General features: G+C 73.2%; 15 protein-coding genes and 1 pseudogene. 13 read left to right on the forward strand and 3 right to left on the reverse strand.

What is annotated here, in order from left to right:
- Positions 1–9: 9 nt before the first annotated feature.
- The 4 genes and pseudogenes from alr to BZL64_RS40230 form a co-directional block, all read left to right on the forward strand.
- Positions 10–810 (forward strand): annotated as a pseudogene (gene alr, locus BZL64_RS14790) (alanine racemase); the annotation flags it as partial.
- A 137-nt stretch (positions 811–947) separates the two neighbouring features.
- A complete protein-coding gene (locus BZL64_RS14795; RefSeq protein WP_086769649.1) occupies positions 948–2,195 on the forward strand; it encodes an alpha/beta fold hydrolase in 1,248 nt (415 codons plus the stop codon).
- Positions 2,164–2,673, forward strand: a complete 510-nt coding sequence (gene tsaE, locus BZL64_RS14800) for a tRNA (adenosine(37)-N6)-threonylcarbamoyltransferase complex ATPase subunit type 1 TsaE (protein ID WP_086769650.1) — start codon at positions 2,164–2,166, stop codon at positions 2,671–2,673. The genes BZL64_RS14795 and tsaE overlap by 32 nt, the downstream gene beginning before the upstream one ends.
- A 209-nt stretch (positions 2,674–2,882) precedes the next feature.
- Entirely contained in the window at positions 2,883–3,056 is a 174-nt protein-coding gene (locus tag BZL64_RS40230; protein WP_167396146.1) for a hypothetical protein, read from the forward strand.
- 42 nt (positions 3,057–3,098) lie between these two features.
- Here the strand turns inward: BZL64_RS40230 and BZL64_RS14805 are convergent, their stop codons facing one another.
- A complete protein-coding gene (locus BZL64_RS14805) occupies positions 3,099–3,647 on the reverse strand; it encodes a hypothetical protein (RefSeq protein ID WP_208639443.1) in 549 nt (182 codons plus the stop codon).
- 109 nt (positions 3,648–3,756) lie between these two features.
- Between BZL64_RS14805 and tsaB the strand changes: the two genes are divergently transcribed.
- The 4 genes from tsaB to BZL64_RS14825 are packed head-to-tail and all read left to right on the forward strand — an operon-like array spanning position 3,757 to position 6,281.
- A complete protein-coding gene (gene tsaB / locus BZL64_RS14810) occupies positions 3,757–4,410 on the forward strand; it encodes a tRNA (adenosine(37)-N6)-threonylcarbamoyltransferase complex dimerization subunit type 1 TsaB (protein ID WP_086769651.1) in 654 nt (217 codons plus the stop codon).
- Between the two features lie 29 nt (positions 4,411–4,439).
- Positions 4,440–4,937: a ribosomal protein S18-alanine N-acetyltransferase gene (rimI, locus tag BZL64_RS14815; RefSeq protein ID WP_086769662.1), complete on the forward strand. Its 498-nt coding sequence runs from the start codon at positions 4,440–4,442 to the stop codon at positions 4,935–4,937.
- The gene (gene tsaD, locus BZL64_RS14820) at positions 4,930–6,027 is read left to right on the forward strand and encodes a tRNA (adenosine(37)-N6)-threonylcarbamoyltransferase complex transferase subunit TsaD (RefSeq protein WP_086769652.1); all 1,098 of its coding nucleotides are present in this window, start codon (positions 4,930–4,932) and stop codon (positions 6,025–6,027) included. The genes rimI and tsaD overlap by 8 nt, the downstream gene beginning before the upstream one ends.
- Complete coding sequence (locus BZL64_RS14825; RefSeq protein ID WP_086769653.1) at positions 6,024–6,281, forward strand: hypothetical protein; 258 nt, start codon at positions 6,024–6,026, stop codon at positions 6,279–6,281. Before tsaD ends, BZL64_RS14825 begins: the two co-directional genes overlap by 4 nt.
- Positions 6,282–6,290: 9 nt before the next feature.
- Here BZL64_RS14825 and BZL64_RS14830 read toward each other — a convergent pair whose 3' ends face one another.
- A complete protein-coding gene (locus BZL64_RS14830) occupies positions 6,291–8,597 on the reverse strand; it encodes a beta-xylosidase/alpha-l-arabinosidase (protein ID WP_086769654.1) in 2,307 nt (768 codons plus the stop codon).
- 141 nt (positions 8,598–8,738) lie between these two features.
- Between BZL64_RS14830 and BZL64_RS14835 the strand changes: the two genes are divergently transcribed.
- The 5 genes from BZL64_RS14835 (at position 8,739) to BZL64_RS14855 (ending at position 14,397) form a co-directional block, all read left to right on the forward strand.
- Positions 8,739–9,812, forward strand: a complete 1,074-nt coding sequence (locus tag BZL64_RS14835) for a LacI family DNA-binding transcriptional regulator (RefSeq protein ID WP_086769655.1) — start codon at positions 8,739–8,741, stop codon at positions 9,810–9,812.
- Between the two features lie 250 nt (positions 9,813–10,062).
- The gene (locus BZL64_RS14840) at positions 10,063–11,310 is read left to right on the forward strand and encodes a glycoside hydrolase family 10 protein (protein WP_425276046.1); all 1,248 of its coding nucleotides are present in this window, start codon (positions 10,063–10,065) and stop codon (positions 11,308–11,310) included.
- A gap of 111 nt (positions 11,311–11,421) precedes the next feature.
- The gene (locus tag BZL64_RS14845; RefSeq protein ID WP_244205341.1) at positions 11,422–12,483 is read left to right on the forward strand and encodes an LCP family protein; all 1,062 of its coding nucleotides are present in this window, start codon (positions 11,422–11,424) and stop codon (positions 12,481–12,483) included.
- Positions 12,484–12,691: 208 nt separating this feature from the next.
- Positions 12,692–13,048, forward strand: a complete 357-nt coding sequence (locus BZL64_RS14850; protein ID WP_086769658.1) for a YciI family protein — start codon at positions 12,692–12,694, stop codon at positions 13,046–13,048.
- 80 nt (positions 13,049–13,128) lie between these two features.
- The gene (locus BZL64_RS14855; RefSeq protein WP_086769659.1) at positions 13,129–14,397 is read left to right on the forward strand and encodes an RNA polymerase sigma factor; all 1,269 of its coding nucleotides are present in this window, start codon (positions 13,129–13,131) and stop codon (positions 14,395–14,397) included.
- Here BZL64_RS14855 and BZL64_RS14860 read toward each other — a convergent pair.
- Positions 14,385–15,545 (reverse strand): THUMP-like domain-containing protein, encoded by a 1,161-nt coding sequence (locus BZL64_RS14860; RefSeq protein ID WP_086769660.1) that lies wholly within the window; start codon positions 15,543–15,545, stop codon positions 14,385–14,387. The genes BZL64_RS14855 and BZL64_RS14860 overlap by 13 nt on opposite strands.
- Positions 15,546–15,852 lie beyond the last annotated feature (307 nt).

The following is a 15,852-nucleotide window of genomic DNA, read 5'->3' on the forward strand; positions in this document are numbered from 1 at the left end:
CCTTGAGCTGCACGCGGGCGGGCCGCCCGCGTGCAGCTCAAGGCCGACACGGGCCTCGGGCGCAACGGCTGCCAGCCCGCCGACTGGCCCGACCTGGTCGCCGAGGCGCTGCGCGCCGAGCGTGACGGCCTCGTCCGGATCACCGGCCTGTGGTCCCACTTCGCCTGCGCCGACGAGCCGGGCCACCCCTCCGTCGCCGCCCAGCTCACCCGCTTCCGCGAGATGCTGGCGTACGCCGAGGAGCGGGGCGTACGGCCCGAGGTGCGGCACATCGCCAACTCGCCGGCCGCGCTCACCCTCCCCGAGACCCACTTCGACCTGATCCGGCCGGGCATCGCCATGTACGGCGTCTCGCCGAGCCCCGAGCTGGGCTCCTCCGCCGACCTGGGGCTGCGCCCGGTGATGAGGCTGGCGGCCTCGCTGGCCCTGGTGAAGCAGGTCCCGGGCGGCCACGGCGTCAGCTACGGCCACCACTACACGACCCCCGGCGTGACGACCCTCGGCCTGGTCCCCCTCGGCTACGCCGACGGCGTCCCCCGGCACGCCTCCGGCACCGGTCCCGTCCTCATCGGCGGCAAGTGGCGTACGGTCGCCGGGCGGATCGCGATGGACCAGTTCGTCGTCGACCTCGGTGGCGACGAACCGGGACCCGGCGAGGAGGCCGTCCTCTTCGGCCCCGGCGACCGCGGCGAACCCACCGCCGAGGACTGGGCGCAGGCCGCGGGCACCATCGCCTACGAGATCGTCACGCGCATCGGATCGCGCGTCCCGCGCGTCTATGTCGACGAGGCGGACGAGACCAGGCCCTGAAGGGCTTCCACGCCCATTCAGGTGCAGGCGATTCGCGTGCATGCGGTTCGTCCGAACGAGGAACCAGACGGGTACCCGCGCGCGGGTCACCCCGCATACGGCGACAACCGGTGACACCCGGTGAAGAGGAGCGGTACGTGAGCGAGAGCAGCGCGGAGGCAGTGGCGAGTGCCGCCTCGGCGGTCGTCGACGCCGCCTCCGCCACGGGGGCCGGCTGGCGGCGGGCGACGGGCATCGCGGGCGCCGCGATAGGTGTGATCGCCGCGGGCGCCGCCGCCGGAGTCGCCCTGGAGCGGATGACCGTGGGGCGGGGCATGCGGGCGAAGGCCCGTCTCGCCCTGGACTCGACGGGCCCGTACGGCGCGCTGCGCGGCACCCCCGGCAAGGCGTACGCCGACGACGGCACCGAGCTGTACTACGAGGTCGACGACGTCGAGCCGCAGGGCGGTCCGCCGAACCGCCGGCGCCGCCTGTTCGGCCGCAAGTCGCCGCTCCCCGTCACCGTCGTCTTCAGCCACGGCTACTGCCTCACCCAGGACTCCTGGCACTTCCAGCGGGCGGCCCTGCGGGGCGTCGTACGGACCGTGCACTGGGACCAGCGCAGCCACGGCCGGTCCGCGCGCGGCGCGGCCCAGCTGCGGGACGGCGAGCCGCTGACCATAGACCAGCTGGGGCGCGACCTGAAGGCCGTCATCGACGCGGCCGTGCCGGAGGGGCCGATCGTGCTCGTCGGGCACTCCATGGGCGGGATGACCGTCATGGCGCTGGCCGCGCAGTTCCCCGAGCTGATCGCTGAGCGGGTCGTCGCCGCCGCCTTCGTCGGTACGTCGTCCGGGCGGCTCGGCGAGGTGAACTTCGGGCTGCCGGTCGCCGGGGTGAACGCCGTGCGGCGGGTGCTGCCGGGCGTGCTCAAGGCGATGGGGCAGCAGGCCGCGCTGGTGGAGAAGGGGCGGCGGGTCACCGCCGATCTGTTCGCGGGGATCATCAAGCGGTACTCGTTCGCGTCGCGGGACGTGGATCCGGCCGTCGCCCGGTTCGCCGAACGGATGCTCGAGGGCACGCCCATCGACGTGGTCGCGGAGTTCTACCCGGCCTTCACCGATCACGACAAGACCGAGGCGCTCGCCCACTTCACGGACATGCCGGTGCTGGTGCTGGCCGGCATCGGGGACCTGGTGACGCCCAGCGAGCACAGCGAGGCCATCGCCGACCTGCTGCCGGACGCCGAACTGGTCCTCGTCCCCGACGCCGGGCACCTCGTGATGCTGGAGCATCCGGAGGTCGTCACCGACCGGCTCGCCGACCTGCTCACCCGCGCGGGCGCCGTACCGGCAGGCGTTACCGTGGGTGGCTATGGAAGCACCAGCAGCAGCGCGCAAGGCTGAGACCGAGCTGACCGTCACCTCCCCCGAGCAGATGCGGGACCTGGGCAGACGCCTGGCCGCACTGGTGCGCGCCGGTGATCTCGTGATGCTCAGCGGGGAGCTGGGCGCGGGCAAGACGACGCTGACGCGCGGGCTCGGCGAGGGGCTCGGCGTGCGGGGCGCGGTCACCTCACCGACGTTCGTCATCGCCCGCGTCCACCCGTCCCTCGGGGAGGGGCCGCCGCTCGTCCATGTCGACGCGTACCGCCTGGGCGGCGGGCTCGACGAGATGGAGGACCTGGATCTCGACGTGTCCCTGCCCGAGTCCGTGATCGTCGTGGAGTGGGGCGAGGGCAAGGTCGAGGAACTGGCCGAGGAGCGGCTCCAGGTGCGCATCCACCGGGCCGTGGGCGACACGACGGACGAGGTCCGGCAGGTGACGGTCACCGGTCTGGGCGAGCGCTGGGCCTCGGCGGATCTGGGCGCGCTGGCGGGCTGAGGTGGACCGGGCGTGCCGGTGGAGGGACCGTGCCGGTGGCGGCCTGCGAGGTAGGCGGCCTGAGAGGGCCGCGGGACCGTGCCGCGCGTGAACGTTCCGACAAGACGTCGGCAAGATGTTGCGTTCGGTGTCCTGGGCGTGGTCACATGGTATCCCGCCCTTGGTTAGGTCTACCTAACTAGGTCCGCCCCGGCCCTCAGGAGGCGTCCATGCCGGCTACCGAGCCCAAGGCCCCGCGGCCCTCCGCCCTCGCCGGGGTGTCCATGCGCGACCTGCTGGCGTCCTGTGCCGCCGCGGAGGCCGTCTCCCGCCCGCCGCGCGAGCCGGACCCGGCGACGGCGGCCGTCGACAAGCGGCACACCCGGCACCGGGAAGCCGCCTGATCCGCTGCTGATCGTGGCGACCCGCAGTCCGATCGCGATCCGCTAGCGGATCACGACGACCCGCTGCCCGATCGTCGCGAACTTCCAGAGCGCGTTCGCGTCCGCCCGCGAGGCGCGGATGCCGCCCGTCTTCCTGATCGGGTCGACGACGGGTGCCGAGCCGTCGACGGCCGCGCTGAAGCCGATCGAGACGCCCTTGACGTTGGTGAAGCGCACCACGTGCTCGATGGGGGTGCCGTCGGTGCCGGTGACCGCGCCGGAGCGGGAGGTGACGGCGTAGGTGCCGGGGAGCGGGTCGACGCTGCCGGGCGTGACCTGGAAGGTGTGCGTGGACCTGCCGTCCTCGGTCACCAGCCAGACCCGGTCGTCGTCCACCGAGTACACGACCCGCGCGCCGGTGCCGGACCGGGCCGGCAGGGCGGTGGGGTTCCTGGTGTCGCGCGGTGCCCTCGTCGTCGTGGAGGAGGCACTCGCCTGCGGCTCGGTGAGGTCGGCGGGCACGTTCGCCGAGGCCTGGAAGGCGAGGAACCCGACGGTCGCGAAGGCCGCCGCGGTGAGCGCGGCCACGAAAGTCGAGCTGCTGCCTGCCACCGCGACCACCTCTTCGTCGTACGTCCGGGCCTCGCGGCGACGTTAGCAGCCGGTGGGCCCCTTACCCGGGCGGCCGTGCCCAGGGCCCGCGGAGCCGTAGGCTGTTTGCGTGCTCTTGCTCGCTCTGGATACCGCCACCCCCGCCGTCACCGTCGCCCTGCACGACGGCACGGACGTCCTCGCCTCGGCCGGCCAGGTGGATGCCCGCCGGCACGGTGAACTGCTGCTGCCGGCCGTCGACCGTCTCCTCGCCGCGGCGGGGCAGCGGCTCGACGCCGTCACCGGGATCGTCGTCGGCGTCGGCCCCGGCCCCTACACCGGGCTGCGCGTCGGCCTGATGACCGCCGACACCTTCGGGCTCGCGCTCGGCGTCCCCGTGCACGGCCTGTGCACGCTCGACGGCCTCGCCTACGCCACCGACCTCGAAGGCCCCTTCGTCGTGGCGACCGACGCCCGCCGCAAAGAGGTCTACTGGGCGCGCTACGCCGACTCCCGCACCCGTGTCACCGAGCCCGCCGTCGACCGGCCGGCCGACATCGCCGAGCAGGTGGCGGGGCTTCCCGCGGTCGGCGCCGGCGCGCTGCTCTACCCCGGCACCTTCCCCGCGGCGCACGAGCCGGAGCACGTGTCCGCCGCCGCCCTCGCCTCGCTGGCCGCCGAGAGGCTGGCCGCGGGCGAGGAGCTGCTGGAGCCCCGCCCGCTCTACCTGCGCAGGCCCGACGCCCAGGTCCCCAAGAACTACAAGGTGGTCACCCCCAAGTGACCGAGACCGTCATCCCCGCGCTGCGCGAGATGCGCTGGTGGGACATCGAACCCGTCCATGAACTGGAGAAGGCCCTCTTCCCCGAGGACGCCTGGTCCCGCGGCATGTTCTGGTCCGAGCTGGCCCACTCCCGCGGCCCCGAGGCGACCCGCCGGTACGTGGTGGCCGAGACCGGCGACCGCGTCGTCGGCTACGCGGGCCTCGCCTCCTCCGGAGACCTCGCCGACGTCCAGACCATCGCCGTGGCCGCCGACCACTGGGGCACCGGACTGGGCGGCCGGCTGCTGACCGAGCTGCTGCGGGCCGCGACCGCTTTCGAGTGCGCCGAGGTCCTGCTGGAGTGCCGCGTCGACAACGTCCGCGCGCAGAAGCTGTACGAGCGCTTCGGCTTCCAGCCCATCGGCTTCCGGCGCGGCTACTACCAGCCGGGGAACGTGGACGCCCTCGTGATGCGCCTGACCACGGCATCCGACAGCGGCACCGGCACGGAATCGACATCAGTACAAGGAACCGGGATCAATGACTGACGAACCGCTCGTCCTCGGCATCGAGACCTCCTGCGACGAGACCGGCGTCGGCATCGTCCGCGGCACCACGCTCCTGGCCGACGCCGTCGCCTCCAGCGTCGACGAGCACGCCCGCTTCGGCGGGGTCGTGCCGGAGGTGGCGAGCCGGGCACACCTGGAGGCGATGGTCCCGACCATCGAACGCGCGCTGAAGGAGGCGGGCGTCAGCGCGAAGGACCTCGACGGCATCGCCGTGACGGCGGGCCCCGGTCTGGCGGGCGCGCTGCTCGTCGGCGTGTCGGCGGCGAAGACGTACGCGTATGCCCTCGGCAAGCCGCTGTACGGCGTGAACCACCTGGCCTCGCACATCTGCGTCGACCAGTTGGAGCACGGCCCGCTGCCCGAACCGACGATGGCCCTGCTGGTGAGCGGCGGACACTCCTCCCTGCTGCTCTCCTCGGACATCACCTCCGACGTCCGTCCGATGGGCGCGACGATCGACGACGCGGCCGGCGAGGCCTTCGACAAGATCGCCCGCGTGCTGAACCTGGGCTTCCCCGGCGGCCCGGTCATCGACCGCTACGCGCGCGAGGGCGACCCGTCCGCGATCGCCTTCCCGCGCGGCCTGACCGGCCCGCGCGATCCGGCGTACGACTTCTCCTTCTCCGGTCTCAAGACGGCGGTCGCCCGCTGGATCGAGGCCAAGCGGGCCGCGGGCGAGGAGGTGCCGGTGCGGGACGTGGCGGCCTCCTTCCAGGAGGCGGTGGTGGACGTGCTGACCCGCAAGGCCGTCCGCGCCTGCCGTGACGAGGGCGTCGACCATCTGATGATCGGCGGCGGCGTCGCGGCCAACTCCCGGCTGCGCGTCCTGGCCCAGGAGCGCTGCGAGGCCGCCGGTATCCGGCTGCGCGTGCCCCGGCCCAAGCTGTGCACGGACAACGGCGCGATGGTCGCGGCGCTCGGCGCGGAGATGGTGGCGCGGGGCCGGTCCGCCTCCGACTGGGACCTGTCGGCGGACTCGTCCCTGCCGGTGACCGACCCGCACGTCCCGGGCCGCGCGCACGATCACGACCATGTCCACGAGGCCGGCAAGGAGAACCTGTACTCATGACGGTCGCGCTGATGTGGGAGGCCCGCGCGGCGGACGGCCGGGGCGGGGAACTGCTGGCGTGGGCGCGGGAACAGCGGCTCCCGCGCCCTCCCGTGCGCCGCGAGACCTTCCGCGCCCCGCAGGACCGGGTCCTCGTCATCACCTGGTGGGACGCGGACTTCGACGCGGACCTCCCCGAACTGCCGGAGCCCGACGGCGACCTGGCCACGCGCGCGGTGCACCGGTGGCGGTTCGAGGCCGTGGACGGGGAGTGACCCGGACCGCTACTCCGCCGTCGCCACCCTGGTCTCGCAGCGCATCCGCCGGTCCGGCCCCAGCACCCGCACCGGCCCCGTGAGACTGAGCCGCGCCGTGTGCCGTACGTCCGCGCTGGATGTGCCGAGCCGCAGTTCCAGGTCGCCGGGTTCCACCACGCGCCGCCCGCCGCGGTCGGTGAAGGCCGACAGGTCGGTGTGGAAGTGGAAGGTGACGCGGGCCGATCCGCCCGCGGGCAGCTCCAGCCGCTGGTAGCCGATCAGCCGTACGTCGGGGCGGGTCACGTCGGCCACCGGGTCGTGCAGGTAGAGCTGGACGACCTCGGCGCCCGCCCGGTCGCCGGTGTTGCGGACGGTCAGCGAGAGGTCGTACGAGCCGTCCGTGCCGAGGCCGGTCTCCGGTCCGTCGACGTCCTCCCAGGTGAACGTCGTGTACGAGCGGCCGTGTCCGAACGGGTACAGCGGGGTCGGGTCCAGGTTGCTGACCTCTCCGGCCAGGCCCAGCGGCGGCTGGAGGTAGGTCCACGGCTGGCCGCCCGTCACCTGGGGCACGCTCACGGGCAGCCGGCCTGAGGGGTTGACGCGGCCCGACAGCACTCCCGCGACCGCCGGACCGCCCTCCTCGCCGGGGAAGAAGGCCTGGACGACGGCGCCCAGGCGGCCGTGCCAGCGGCCGAGCGCGTAGGGGCGGCCGGTGAGCAGGACCAGGACCACCGGGACGCCCGTCGCCACCAGCGCGTCCAGCAACGCGCCCTGTACGCCGGGCAGTCGCAGGTCCGCCACGTCGCAGCCCTCGCCCGACGTGCCCCGGCCGAACAGGCCCGCCCGGTCGCCCAGGACGGCCACGCACACGTCGGCCTCCGCGGCCCGCGCGACGGCCTCCTCGATGCCCGTGACGTCCGGGTCGGAGACCGGGCAGCCCTCGGCGAACGTGACCTTGGCGTCGGGGAGTTCGGCGCGCAGCGACTCCAGCAGCGTCGGGATCTCGATGCCCAGCTCGGCGTCGGGGTGGTGGGTCAGGACGTGGGAGGGGAAGGAGTAGCAGCCGAGCATCGCCAGGGCGTCCGCCGCCCTCGGGCCGACGACCGCGATCCGGGTGTCGGGGGACAGGGGGAGCAGCCCGTCGGGGTTGTCCAGCAGGACCACCGACTCCTCGGCGAGCCGGCGGGCCACCGCGCGGTTCGCCGCCGAGTCGAGGTCGACCGTCTCCGGGGTCTCCGGCTGCCAGTCCTCGTCCAGGAGGCCCAGCTCGCACTTCTGGAGCAGCACCCGGCGGGCGGCCCGGTCGATCAGGGCCTCGGGGACCTCGCCCGCGCGTACGGCCGCGTTCAGCGCGTCGCCGTAGTACTTCACGGTCGGCAGCTCGACATCGATGCCGGCCTCCAGCGCCAGATGGGCGGCGTGGGCGGGGGTGCCCGCGACCCGGTGCAGGGTCTGGAGGAAGCCGATGCCGAAGTAGTCGGCGACGACCGTGCCGGTGAAGCCCCAGTCCTCGCGCAGGAGCTGGGTGAGCAGCTCGGGGTCGGCGGAGGCCGGGACGCCGTCGCGTTCGGTGTAGGCGGCCATGACCGAGCGGGCGCCGCCCTCGCGCAGCGCCATCTCGAACGGCGGCAGCGTCACGTCCGCGAACTCGCGGGTGCCCGCCCGCACGGGGGCCAGGTTGCGCGCGCCTACCGAGGAGGCGTACCCGGCGAAGTGCTTGAGGGTGGCGACGATCCCCGCCGACTCCAGGCCGCGCACATAGGCCGCGCCGACCGTGCCGACCAGGTACGGGTCCTCTCCGATGGTCTCCTCGACCCGGCCCCAGCGCGGATCGCGTACGACGTCCAGGACGGGCGCGAGGCCCTGGTGGACGCCGACCGAGCGCAGGTCCTGGCCGATGCGCCGGGCCATCTCCTCGACCAGCGGCGGGTCGAAGGCGGCACCCCAGGCGAGCGGGACCGGGTAGGCGGTGGCGCGCCAGGCGGTGAAACCGGCCAGGCACTCCTCGTGCGCCACCGCGGGGATGCCGAAGCGGCCCGCGGCGGCGATCCGGCGCTGGGCGCGGGCCAGGGCGCGGGCGCCGAGCGCCGGGTCCACGGGGGCCGTGCCGAAGGAGCGGGTCAGCTGGCCGAGGCCCCGCGTGATCAGCTCGTCCCAGTCGTAGTCGGTGGTCATGTCGTGCTGGTGCGGGGCGACTCCGTCGCCGCCGGTGTCGGCGCCGACCCACACGCCGTACAGCTGGGCGGTCTTCTCCTCGAGGGTCATCCGGGAGAGGAGGTCGTCGACGCGGGCGACGGCGGGCAGGGCGGGGTCACGCCAGGGGGCGGTGGTCATGAAACTCCTGTCAGAGGTCGGTGAGCCACCAGAGCTGGAATCCAACCGAACGAATGTTTCGAGCTTAACTTCGAATGTTCCGGGAACCTATGGCGTCCCCATGGGTTCGTCAAGAGGGAGTGCGGGGATACGATCGCCGCCATGACACCCTCGGAGCCCGCTGAGACGCGGACGGAAGACCGGCCGCCACGGCGACCGGCGGCACAGACGGCCACCCTTGCGGAGATCGCGCGCGAGGCCGGCGTCTCGGCGCCGACTGTTTCGAAGGTCCTCAACGGCCGCGCCGACGTCGCCCCCGCCACCCGGACCCGCGTCGAAGGGCTGCTGCGGGCCCACGGCTACCGGCGCCGCCGGGCCGAGGCCACCCGTTCGCCCCTGATCGACCTGGTCTTCCACGAACTGGAGAGCGCCTGGGCGATGGAGGTCATCCGGGGCGTGGAGAACGTCGCGCGGGACGCCGGGCTGAGCGTGGTGCTCAGCGAGAGCGCCGGGCGGCTCACCCCCGGACGGTCCTGGGCCGACCAGGTCGCCGCCCGCCGCCCGCACGGCGTGGTGCTCGTGCTGTCCGGGCTCGACGAGTCCCAGCGGGCCCTGCTGACCAGCCGCTCCATCCCGTTCGTCGTGATGGACCCGGCGGGCGACCCGGGCGCCGACGTGCCCTCCATCGGCGCCACCAACTGGCAGGGCGGCCTCGCCGCCACCCGGCACCTGGTCGAACTGGGCCACCGGCGGATCGGGGCGATCAGCGGGCCCCCGCAGATGATGTGCAGCCGGGCCCGGGTCGACGGCTACCGCGCGGCCCTGGAGACGGCCGGGCTGCCGGTCGACCCCGAGATGGTCAAGACCGGCGACTTCCACCACGAGACCGGCTACCGGCTCGGCCGCGAACTCCTCGCCCGCCCCGACCGGCCCACGGCCGTCTTCGCGGGCAACGACCTCCAGGCGCTCGGCCTGTACGAGGCCGCCCGCGAGCTGGGGCTGCGCATCCCCGAGGACGTCAGTGTGGTCGGCTTCGACGATCTGCCGGTGGCCCGCTGGGTCGGCCCGCCCCTGACGACCGTGCGGCAGCCGCTGACCGAGATGGCCGAGGCGGCGGCCAGGCTGGTGCTGGAACTGGGGCGGGCCGACGAGGCCCCCGCGGCGACCCGGGTGGAGCTGGCGACCAGCCTGGTGGTGCGGGCGAGCACGGGAGCGCCGCCGTTGGCCGGAAGTTGACGTATTGACGGGTGGGGAGGAGGCCTCCACACTCCTCCGAAGTCAATCGGTTGTACGACCGAAACTTTCGGAGGCACCCGCAATGAGAACCTCCAGCCCGTCAGCTCCTCCCACGACCACCTCGCGTCCGTCCCTGAGGACCTCCCGTCCGTCGGTGCGCACCCGGCTCGCCGCCCTGCTCGCCGGGGCCGCCGCCGTCGGCGCGTTGATCACCGCCGGCGCCGGCCCCGCACACGCCGCCGACACCCCGCTGCGCGACCTTGCCGCCGCCAAGGGCAAGGTCATGGGCACGGCGGTCACCGGATCCAAGCTCACCGGCACCTACGGCGACCTCGCCGGCCGCGAGTTCAACTGGCTCACCCCGGGCAACGCCATGAAATGGGCCTCGGTCGAGCCCAGCCAGGGCAGCTTCAACTGGGCCGAGGCCGACCAGATCGTGAACTTCGCCGAGGCCCACGACCAGGACGTGCGCGGCCACACCCTGGTCTGGCACAGCCAGAACCCCAACTGGCTGGCCAACGGCAGTTGGACGCCCGCCCAGCTCAGCGCGCTCATGCAGAACCACATCAACACCGAGGTCGGGCGCTACAAGGGCCGAGTCGCCGCCTGGGACGTCGTCAACGAGCCCTTCAACGAGGACGGCACCTACCGCTCGACCCTCTGGTACGACGGCCTCGGCGCGGACTACATCGCCAGCGCCCTCACCTGGGCACGGGCCGCCGACCCGGCCGCCAAGCTGTACATCAACGACTACAACGTCGAGGGCGTCAACGCGAAGTCCACCGCCCTGTACAGCCTGGTGAAGTCGCTGAAGGAGCGAGGCGTCCCGATCGACGGTGTCGGTCTCCAGGCCCACCTGATCGTCGGTCAGGTGCCGTCCACCTTCCAGCAGAACATCCAGCGCTTCGCCGACCTCGGCGTGGATGTGGCCATCACCGAGCTGGACATCCGGATGCAATTGCCCTCGGACAGCGCCAAGCTCACCCAGCAGGCCGCCGACTACAAGGCCGTCATGAACGCCTGCCTGGCGGTGACCCGGTGCACCGGCGTCACCGTGTGGGGCTTCACCGACTCGGACTCCTGGATCCCGGACACCTTCCCGGGGCAGGGCGCGGCGACACCGTACGACGAGAACTACGCGCCGAAACCGGCGTACCGCGCGATCGTCGAGGCGCTCGGCGGGACCACGACCGAGCCGCCCACGGGTGCCTGCACGGCGGCCTACAGCGTCACCAGCCAGTGGAACACCGGCTATACCGGGCAGGTGAGGATCGCCTGCTCGGGGGCGGCACTGTCGTCGTGGAAGGCGAGCTGGGACTTCGGTGCGGGGCAGCGGATCACGCAGGCCTGGAACGCGACCTGCGCACAGACGGGGGCGGCCGTCACCTGTTCCAACGCCTCGTACAACGGGACGGTTCCCGACGGCGGTTCGGTGACCTTCGGATTCAACGGCTCGTGGAGCGGCAGCAATCCGGTGCCCACGGTGACCCTGGGATGAGGGGGACCGGAGGGCCTGGAGTGACAGCCCGATCGTGAGATTTTCCGAAGAAATCCCGCTCAGCCCGCCGTTCCTAACAGTCCGCTAATAATTCGGACGTACGTTCCTTCTGTGACGGGACACGGCGTGAGCGGGCACGGGGAGAGACAGCGGGGCCGACGGTCCAGAACGCTCAAGGCCGTCGGCCTCACCCTGGCCGGCACCCTGGTGCTGGGCGTGGCGGCGGCGGGCTGGGCCTACTGGCAGCTGAACGGCAACATCCGCGGTGTCGATGTCGACAGCGCGCTCGGCGACAACCGTCCGCCCCGCGCGGTCACCACCCCGTCCCCGTCCGGTACGGCAGCCGCCGCCCCGCTGCCCACCGAGGCCGTCAACATCCTGGTCCTCGGCTCGGACTCACGCAGCGGCGCGGAGAACCAGGCACTCGGCGGCGGCGACAGCTCGGGCGCCCGCTCCGACACCGCGATGGTCGTGCACATCGACGCCGGCCGCACCAGCGCCACCGTCGTCAGCATCCCGCGCGACACCCTCGTCACCCGCCCCTCCTGCCCGCTCCCCTCCGGCGGCTCGACCGAGGTGTCGTACGGGGCGATGTTCAACAGCGCGTACTCGCTGGGCGGCCCGGTCTGCGCCGTCAAGACCGTCGAGTCGCTCACGGAGGTCCGCATGGACCACTTCGTCGAGGTCGACTTCACCGGCTTCGCGAAGCTCGTGGACGCGCTCGGCGGGGTCACCGTCACCACCACCGAGGACATCGAGGACGAGGACAGCCACCTGAGCCTCGCCGCCGGCACCCACCACCTCGACGGCGAGCGCGCCCTCGCCCTCGCCCGCACCCGGCACGGCATCGGCGACGGCAGCGACCTCGGCCGCATCGGCCTCCAGCAGACCCTGGTGAAGGCCCTGCTGGAGCAGATCTCCTCGACCGACCTGCTGACCAGCCCCACCCGGCTCTACCGGGTCGCCGACGCGGTCACCGGCAGCCTCACCACCGACACCGGCCTCGACTCCCTCGCCCAGCTGATGGAACTCGGCCAGAGCCTCCAGGGCCTGTCCGCGGCGAACGTCACCACGGTCACCCTGCCCGTGCGGCCGGCCCCCTCGGACCCCAACCGGGTCGTCCCCGACGAACCCGAGGCGAGCGACCTGTGGGAGTCGCTCCGGCAGGGCTGAGCTGCCGAGGCCGGCCTGAGCCGCTGCGGCAGGGCTGAGGCGCTCTGGCGGGCATGAGCCGCGCGGCGGGCCCGATCCGGTCCGCGGGCAGGCCGTCCGAAAGGATTCCGAAGAATTTCTGGCGAGCGTGTCGATCCGGCCGTTCCCCGTTCGACGCATGGGTGAGAGGCCGGGAGGAGCCCGGCCCCGCACCACCCGAGGAGTCACCATGCCCCGCTACCTGTCCCTCGTGAGGATCGACGAGTCGAGCGTGCCGGCCGAGGGCCCCAGCCCGGAACTGATGCAGCGGATGGGCGAGCTGCTGGAGGAGATCACCAAGGCCGGCGTCATGCTCGACACGGCCGGCCTGCTGCCCACCGCGCAGGGCACCCGCGTCCACCTCAAGGGCGGCGACGTCTCCTTCACCGACGGCCCCTTCACGGAGACCAAGGAGGTCGTCGGCGGTTACGCGATCATGCAGTGCAAGGACAAGGCCGAGGCGCTCGAATGGGCCAAGCGCTTCCTGAAGGTCCACGGCGACGACTGGACCCTGACCCTGGAGGTCCGGGAGATCGAGGAGGGCTGAGCCCGGTTCCGTGCCGAGGACGTCCGGGGAAGGCCGTGGTTCCTTCCCCGCGCCTCCAGCAGGGTGTTCGATGGTGGGCTGTGGACCAACAGCCCGCCGCCGGCCCCCGCAGTGCCACGGCCGCCATCGAAACCGTCTTCCGCCTGGAGTCGCCCCGCGTGGTCGCCGCCGTCGCCCGGGTCGTGCGGGACGTCGGCATCGCCGAGGAACTGGCGCAGGACGCCCTCGTCGCCGCCCTGGAACGCTGGCCCCGCGAGGGCGTCCCCGACAACCCCGGCGCCTGGCTCACCGCCGCGGCCAGGCACCGCGCCGTCGACCTGGTCCGCCGCCGGGAGACGTACGCCCGCAAGCTGGCGGAGATCGGCCGGGACCTGGAGACGACGACGCCCGCGCCGGAGCCCTCCGACCCCGAGGACATCGACGACGACCTGCTCCGCCTCGTCTTCACCTCCTGCCACCCGGTGCTGTCCGCCGAGGCCCGCATCGCCCTCACCCTGCGACTGCTCGGCGGCCTCACCACGGCCGAGATCGCCCGCGCGTACCTGGTCCCCGAGCCGACGGTCGCCCAGCGTATCGTCCGCGCCAAACGTGCCCTGGCCAGGAAGAACGTCGCCTTCGAGGTGCCTTACGGACCCGACCGCGAGGCCCGGCTCGGGTCCGTCCTGGAGGTCATCTACCTGATCTTCAACGAGGGGTACGCGGCCACCACGGGCGACGACTGGCTGCGCCCCGGCCTGTGCGAGGACGCCTTGCGGCTGGCCCGTCGGCTGGCCGCGCTGATGCCGAAGGAGTCCGAGGTGCACGGCCTCGCCGCGCTGCTGGAGTTCCAGTCCTCCCGCACGGCCGCGCGCACCGCCCCCGACGGCACGCCCGTCCTGCTGAAGGATCAGAACCGCCGCCGCTGGAACCGCATGCTGGTCTCCCGAGGCATCGCCGCCCTGGTCCGCGCGAAGGCCACGGCCACCGGCGCACCGGGCCCCTACGTCCTCCAGGCCGCGATCGCCGCCTGCCACGCGCACGCGTACTCCTACGAGGAGACCGACTGGCGTGCCATCGCGGCCCTCTACGGCCTTCTCGCGGCCCGCGTCCCGTCCCCGGTCGTCGAACTCAACCGAGCGGTCGCCGTGTCCATGGCCGACGGCCCGGAACCCGCCCTGCGGATCGTCGACACCCTCGCCGCCGAACCGGCCCTGCGCGACTACCACCTCCTTCCCGGCGTCCGCGGCGACCTGCTCCAGCGCCTGGGCCGTACGGCGGAGGCGCGCGCGGAGTTCGAGCGGGCCGCGAGCCTGACCGGCAACGAACGGGAACGGGAACTGATGCTGCGGCGGGCCGCTCAGGCCGGGTGACCGACGAGCATCGTCGGCGCCCCCGCGACGCGGGTGAGGAACACGGTCGCCGAGTGCGGCCCCTGCGGCTTGACCTTCTTGCGCAGTTCCTCCGGCTCCACCGCCGAACCGCGCTTCTTCACGGTCAGGATGCCCACCTCACGCTCCCGCAGCAGCGCCTTCAGCTTCTTGACGTTGAAGGGCAGCCGGTCGGTGATCTCGTAGGCGGTGGCGTACGGCGTCGGCCGGAGCGTGTCCGCGGTGATGTAGGCGATGGTCTCGTCGACGAGACCGCCGTCCAGGTCCCGCGCGACCTCGGCGACCAGATGGGACCGGATGACGGCACCGTCCGGCTCGTACAGATAGCGCCCGACCGGCCGGACCCGAGGGTCGGGCAGGCCGGTGCCGAGCAGGGTGCGCGGGCCGGGGAGGAGCGTGGCGCGCACGGCCCCCGGCTCGGTGCCGAACCACAGCACGGCCTCCTTCACGTCCCCGCCGTCGGAGATCCACTCGGCCTCGGCCCCGGCGGGAACGACGTCGTGCGGGATGCCGGGCGCGACCTTCAGCGCCCCGTGCGGAGCCTTCAGAGCCGCCTCGATCGCCCATGAGAGCGGCGGCGAGTAGGCCTCAGGATCGAAGATGCGCCCCCGGCCGCCCCGCCGCGCCGGATCGACGAACACGGCGTCGTACCCGTCCGTGCCGACCTCCGTGACGTCCGCCTCCCGTACGTCGATGAGGCCGGCGAGCCCCAGTGCCTCGGCGTTGGTCCGTGCCACCGCCGCCGTCAGCGGATCGCGGTCCACGGCGAGGACCCGGATGCCCGCGCGCGCGAGCGCGATCGCGTCGCCGCCGATCCCGCAGCAGAGGTCGGCGACCGAGGTCACACCGAGCGCCTTCATCCGCTCGGCGCGGTGGCCGGCGACACTCGCCCGGGTCGACTGCTCGACCCCGTGGGGCGTGAAGAACATCCGCTCCGCGTCCTTCGCCCCGAACTTCGCCACCGCCCGCTGCCGCAGCCGGGCCTGCCCGAGCGCCGCCGAGACCAGTTCGGCGGGGTGTTCGCGGCGCAGCCGGGTGGCGACGGCCAGTTCGTCGGCGGGGGCGGTGCCGCGCACGGCGTCGAGGAGGGCGCGGCCCTCGGGAGTGAGGAGCGGGGCGAGGTCGTTCACCGGGTCATTGTGGGCCAGTCGGTGGATGCCGCGCCTCCGGCGGCGGTGTCGGACGGGGTCGGGCGGCGGCGACTGCGAGGATCCGGCGCCATGGGATCAGGATCAGTCGTACAAAATGACAAAAAGGGGATGCGTCGCGTGGGCGTCAGGACCGGCATCGCCGTCCTCGCCCTTGCCGCCGTCGCCTCCGGCTGCGCCCAGGGCACCACGGGCCCCGGCGCCCACGGCGCGACCGGCGCGAACGGAACCCGGCCCACCCCCGGCGGCCTGCCCTTGGGGGGACTGACCGCCGGCGCCAAGCACACCT

This window comes from Streptomyces bobili (genome assembly GCF_002154575.1).
GTDB lineage: Bacteria > Actinomycetota > Actinomycetes > Streptomycetales > Streptomycetaceae > Streptomyces > Streptomyces bobili.

Excerpts from the sequence above, each read along its gene's own strand:
- BZL64_RS40230 (WP_167396146.1), top strand. The coding sequence starts at position 2,883 with ATGCCGGCTACCGAGCCCAAGGCCCCGCGGCCCTCCGCCCTCGCCGGG.
- BZL64_RS14825 (WP_086769653.1), top strand. The coding sequence starts at position 6,024 with ATGACGGTCGCGCTGATGTGGGAGGCCCGCGCGGCGGACGGCCGGGGC.
- tsaE (WP_086769650.1), top strand. The coding sequence starts at position 2,164 with ATGGAAGCACCAGCAGCAGCGCGCAAGGCTGAGACCGAGCTGACCGTC.
- BZL64_RS14850 (WP_086769658.1), top strand. The coding sequence starts at position 12,692 with ATGCCCCGCTACCTGTCCCTCGTGAGGATCGACGAGTCGAGCGTGCCG.
- tsaD (WP_086769652.1), top strand. The coding sequence starts at position 4,930 with ATGACTGACGAACCGCTCGTCCTCGGCATCGAGACCTCCTGCGACGAG.
- rimI (WP_086769662.1), top strand. The coding sequence starts at position 4,440 with ATGCGCTGGTGGGACATCGAACCCGTCCATGAACTGGAGAAGGCCCTC.
- BZL64_RS14830 (WP_086769654.1), bottom strand. The coding sequence starts at position 8,597 with ATGACCACCGCCCCCTGGCGTGACCCCGCCCTGCCCGCCGTCGCCCGC.
- BZL64_RS14835 (WP_086769655.1), top strand. The coding sequence starts at position 8,739 with ATGACACCCTCGGAGCCCGCTGAGACGCGGACGGAAGACCGGCCGCCA.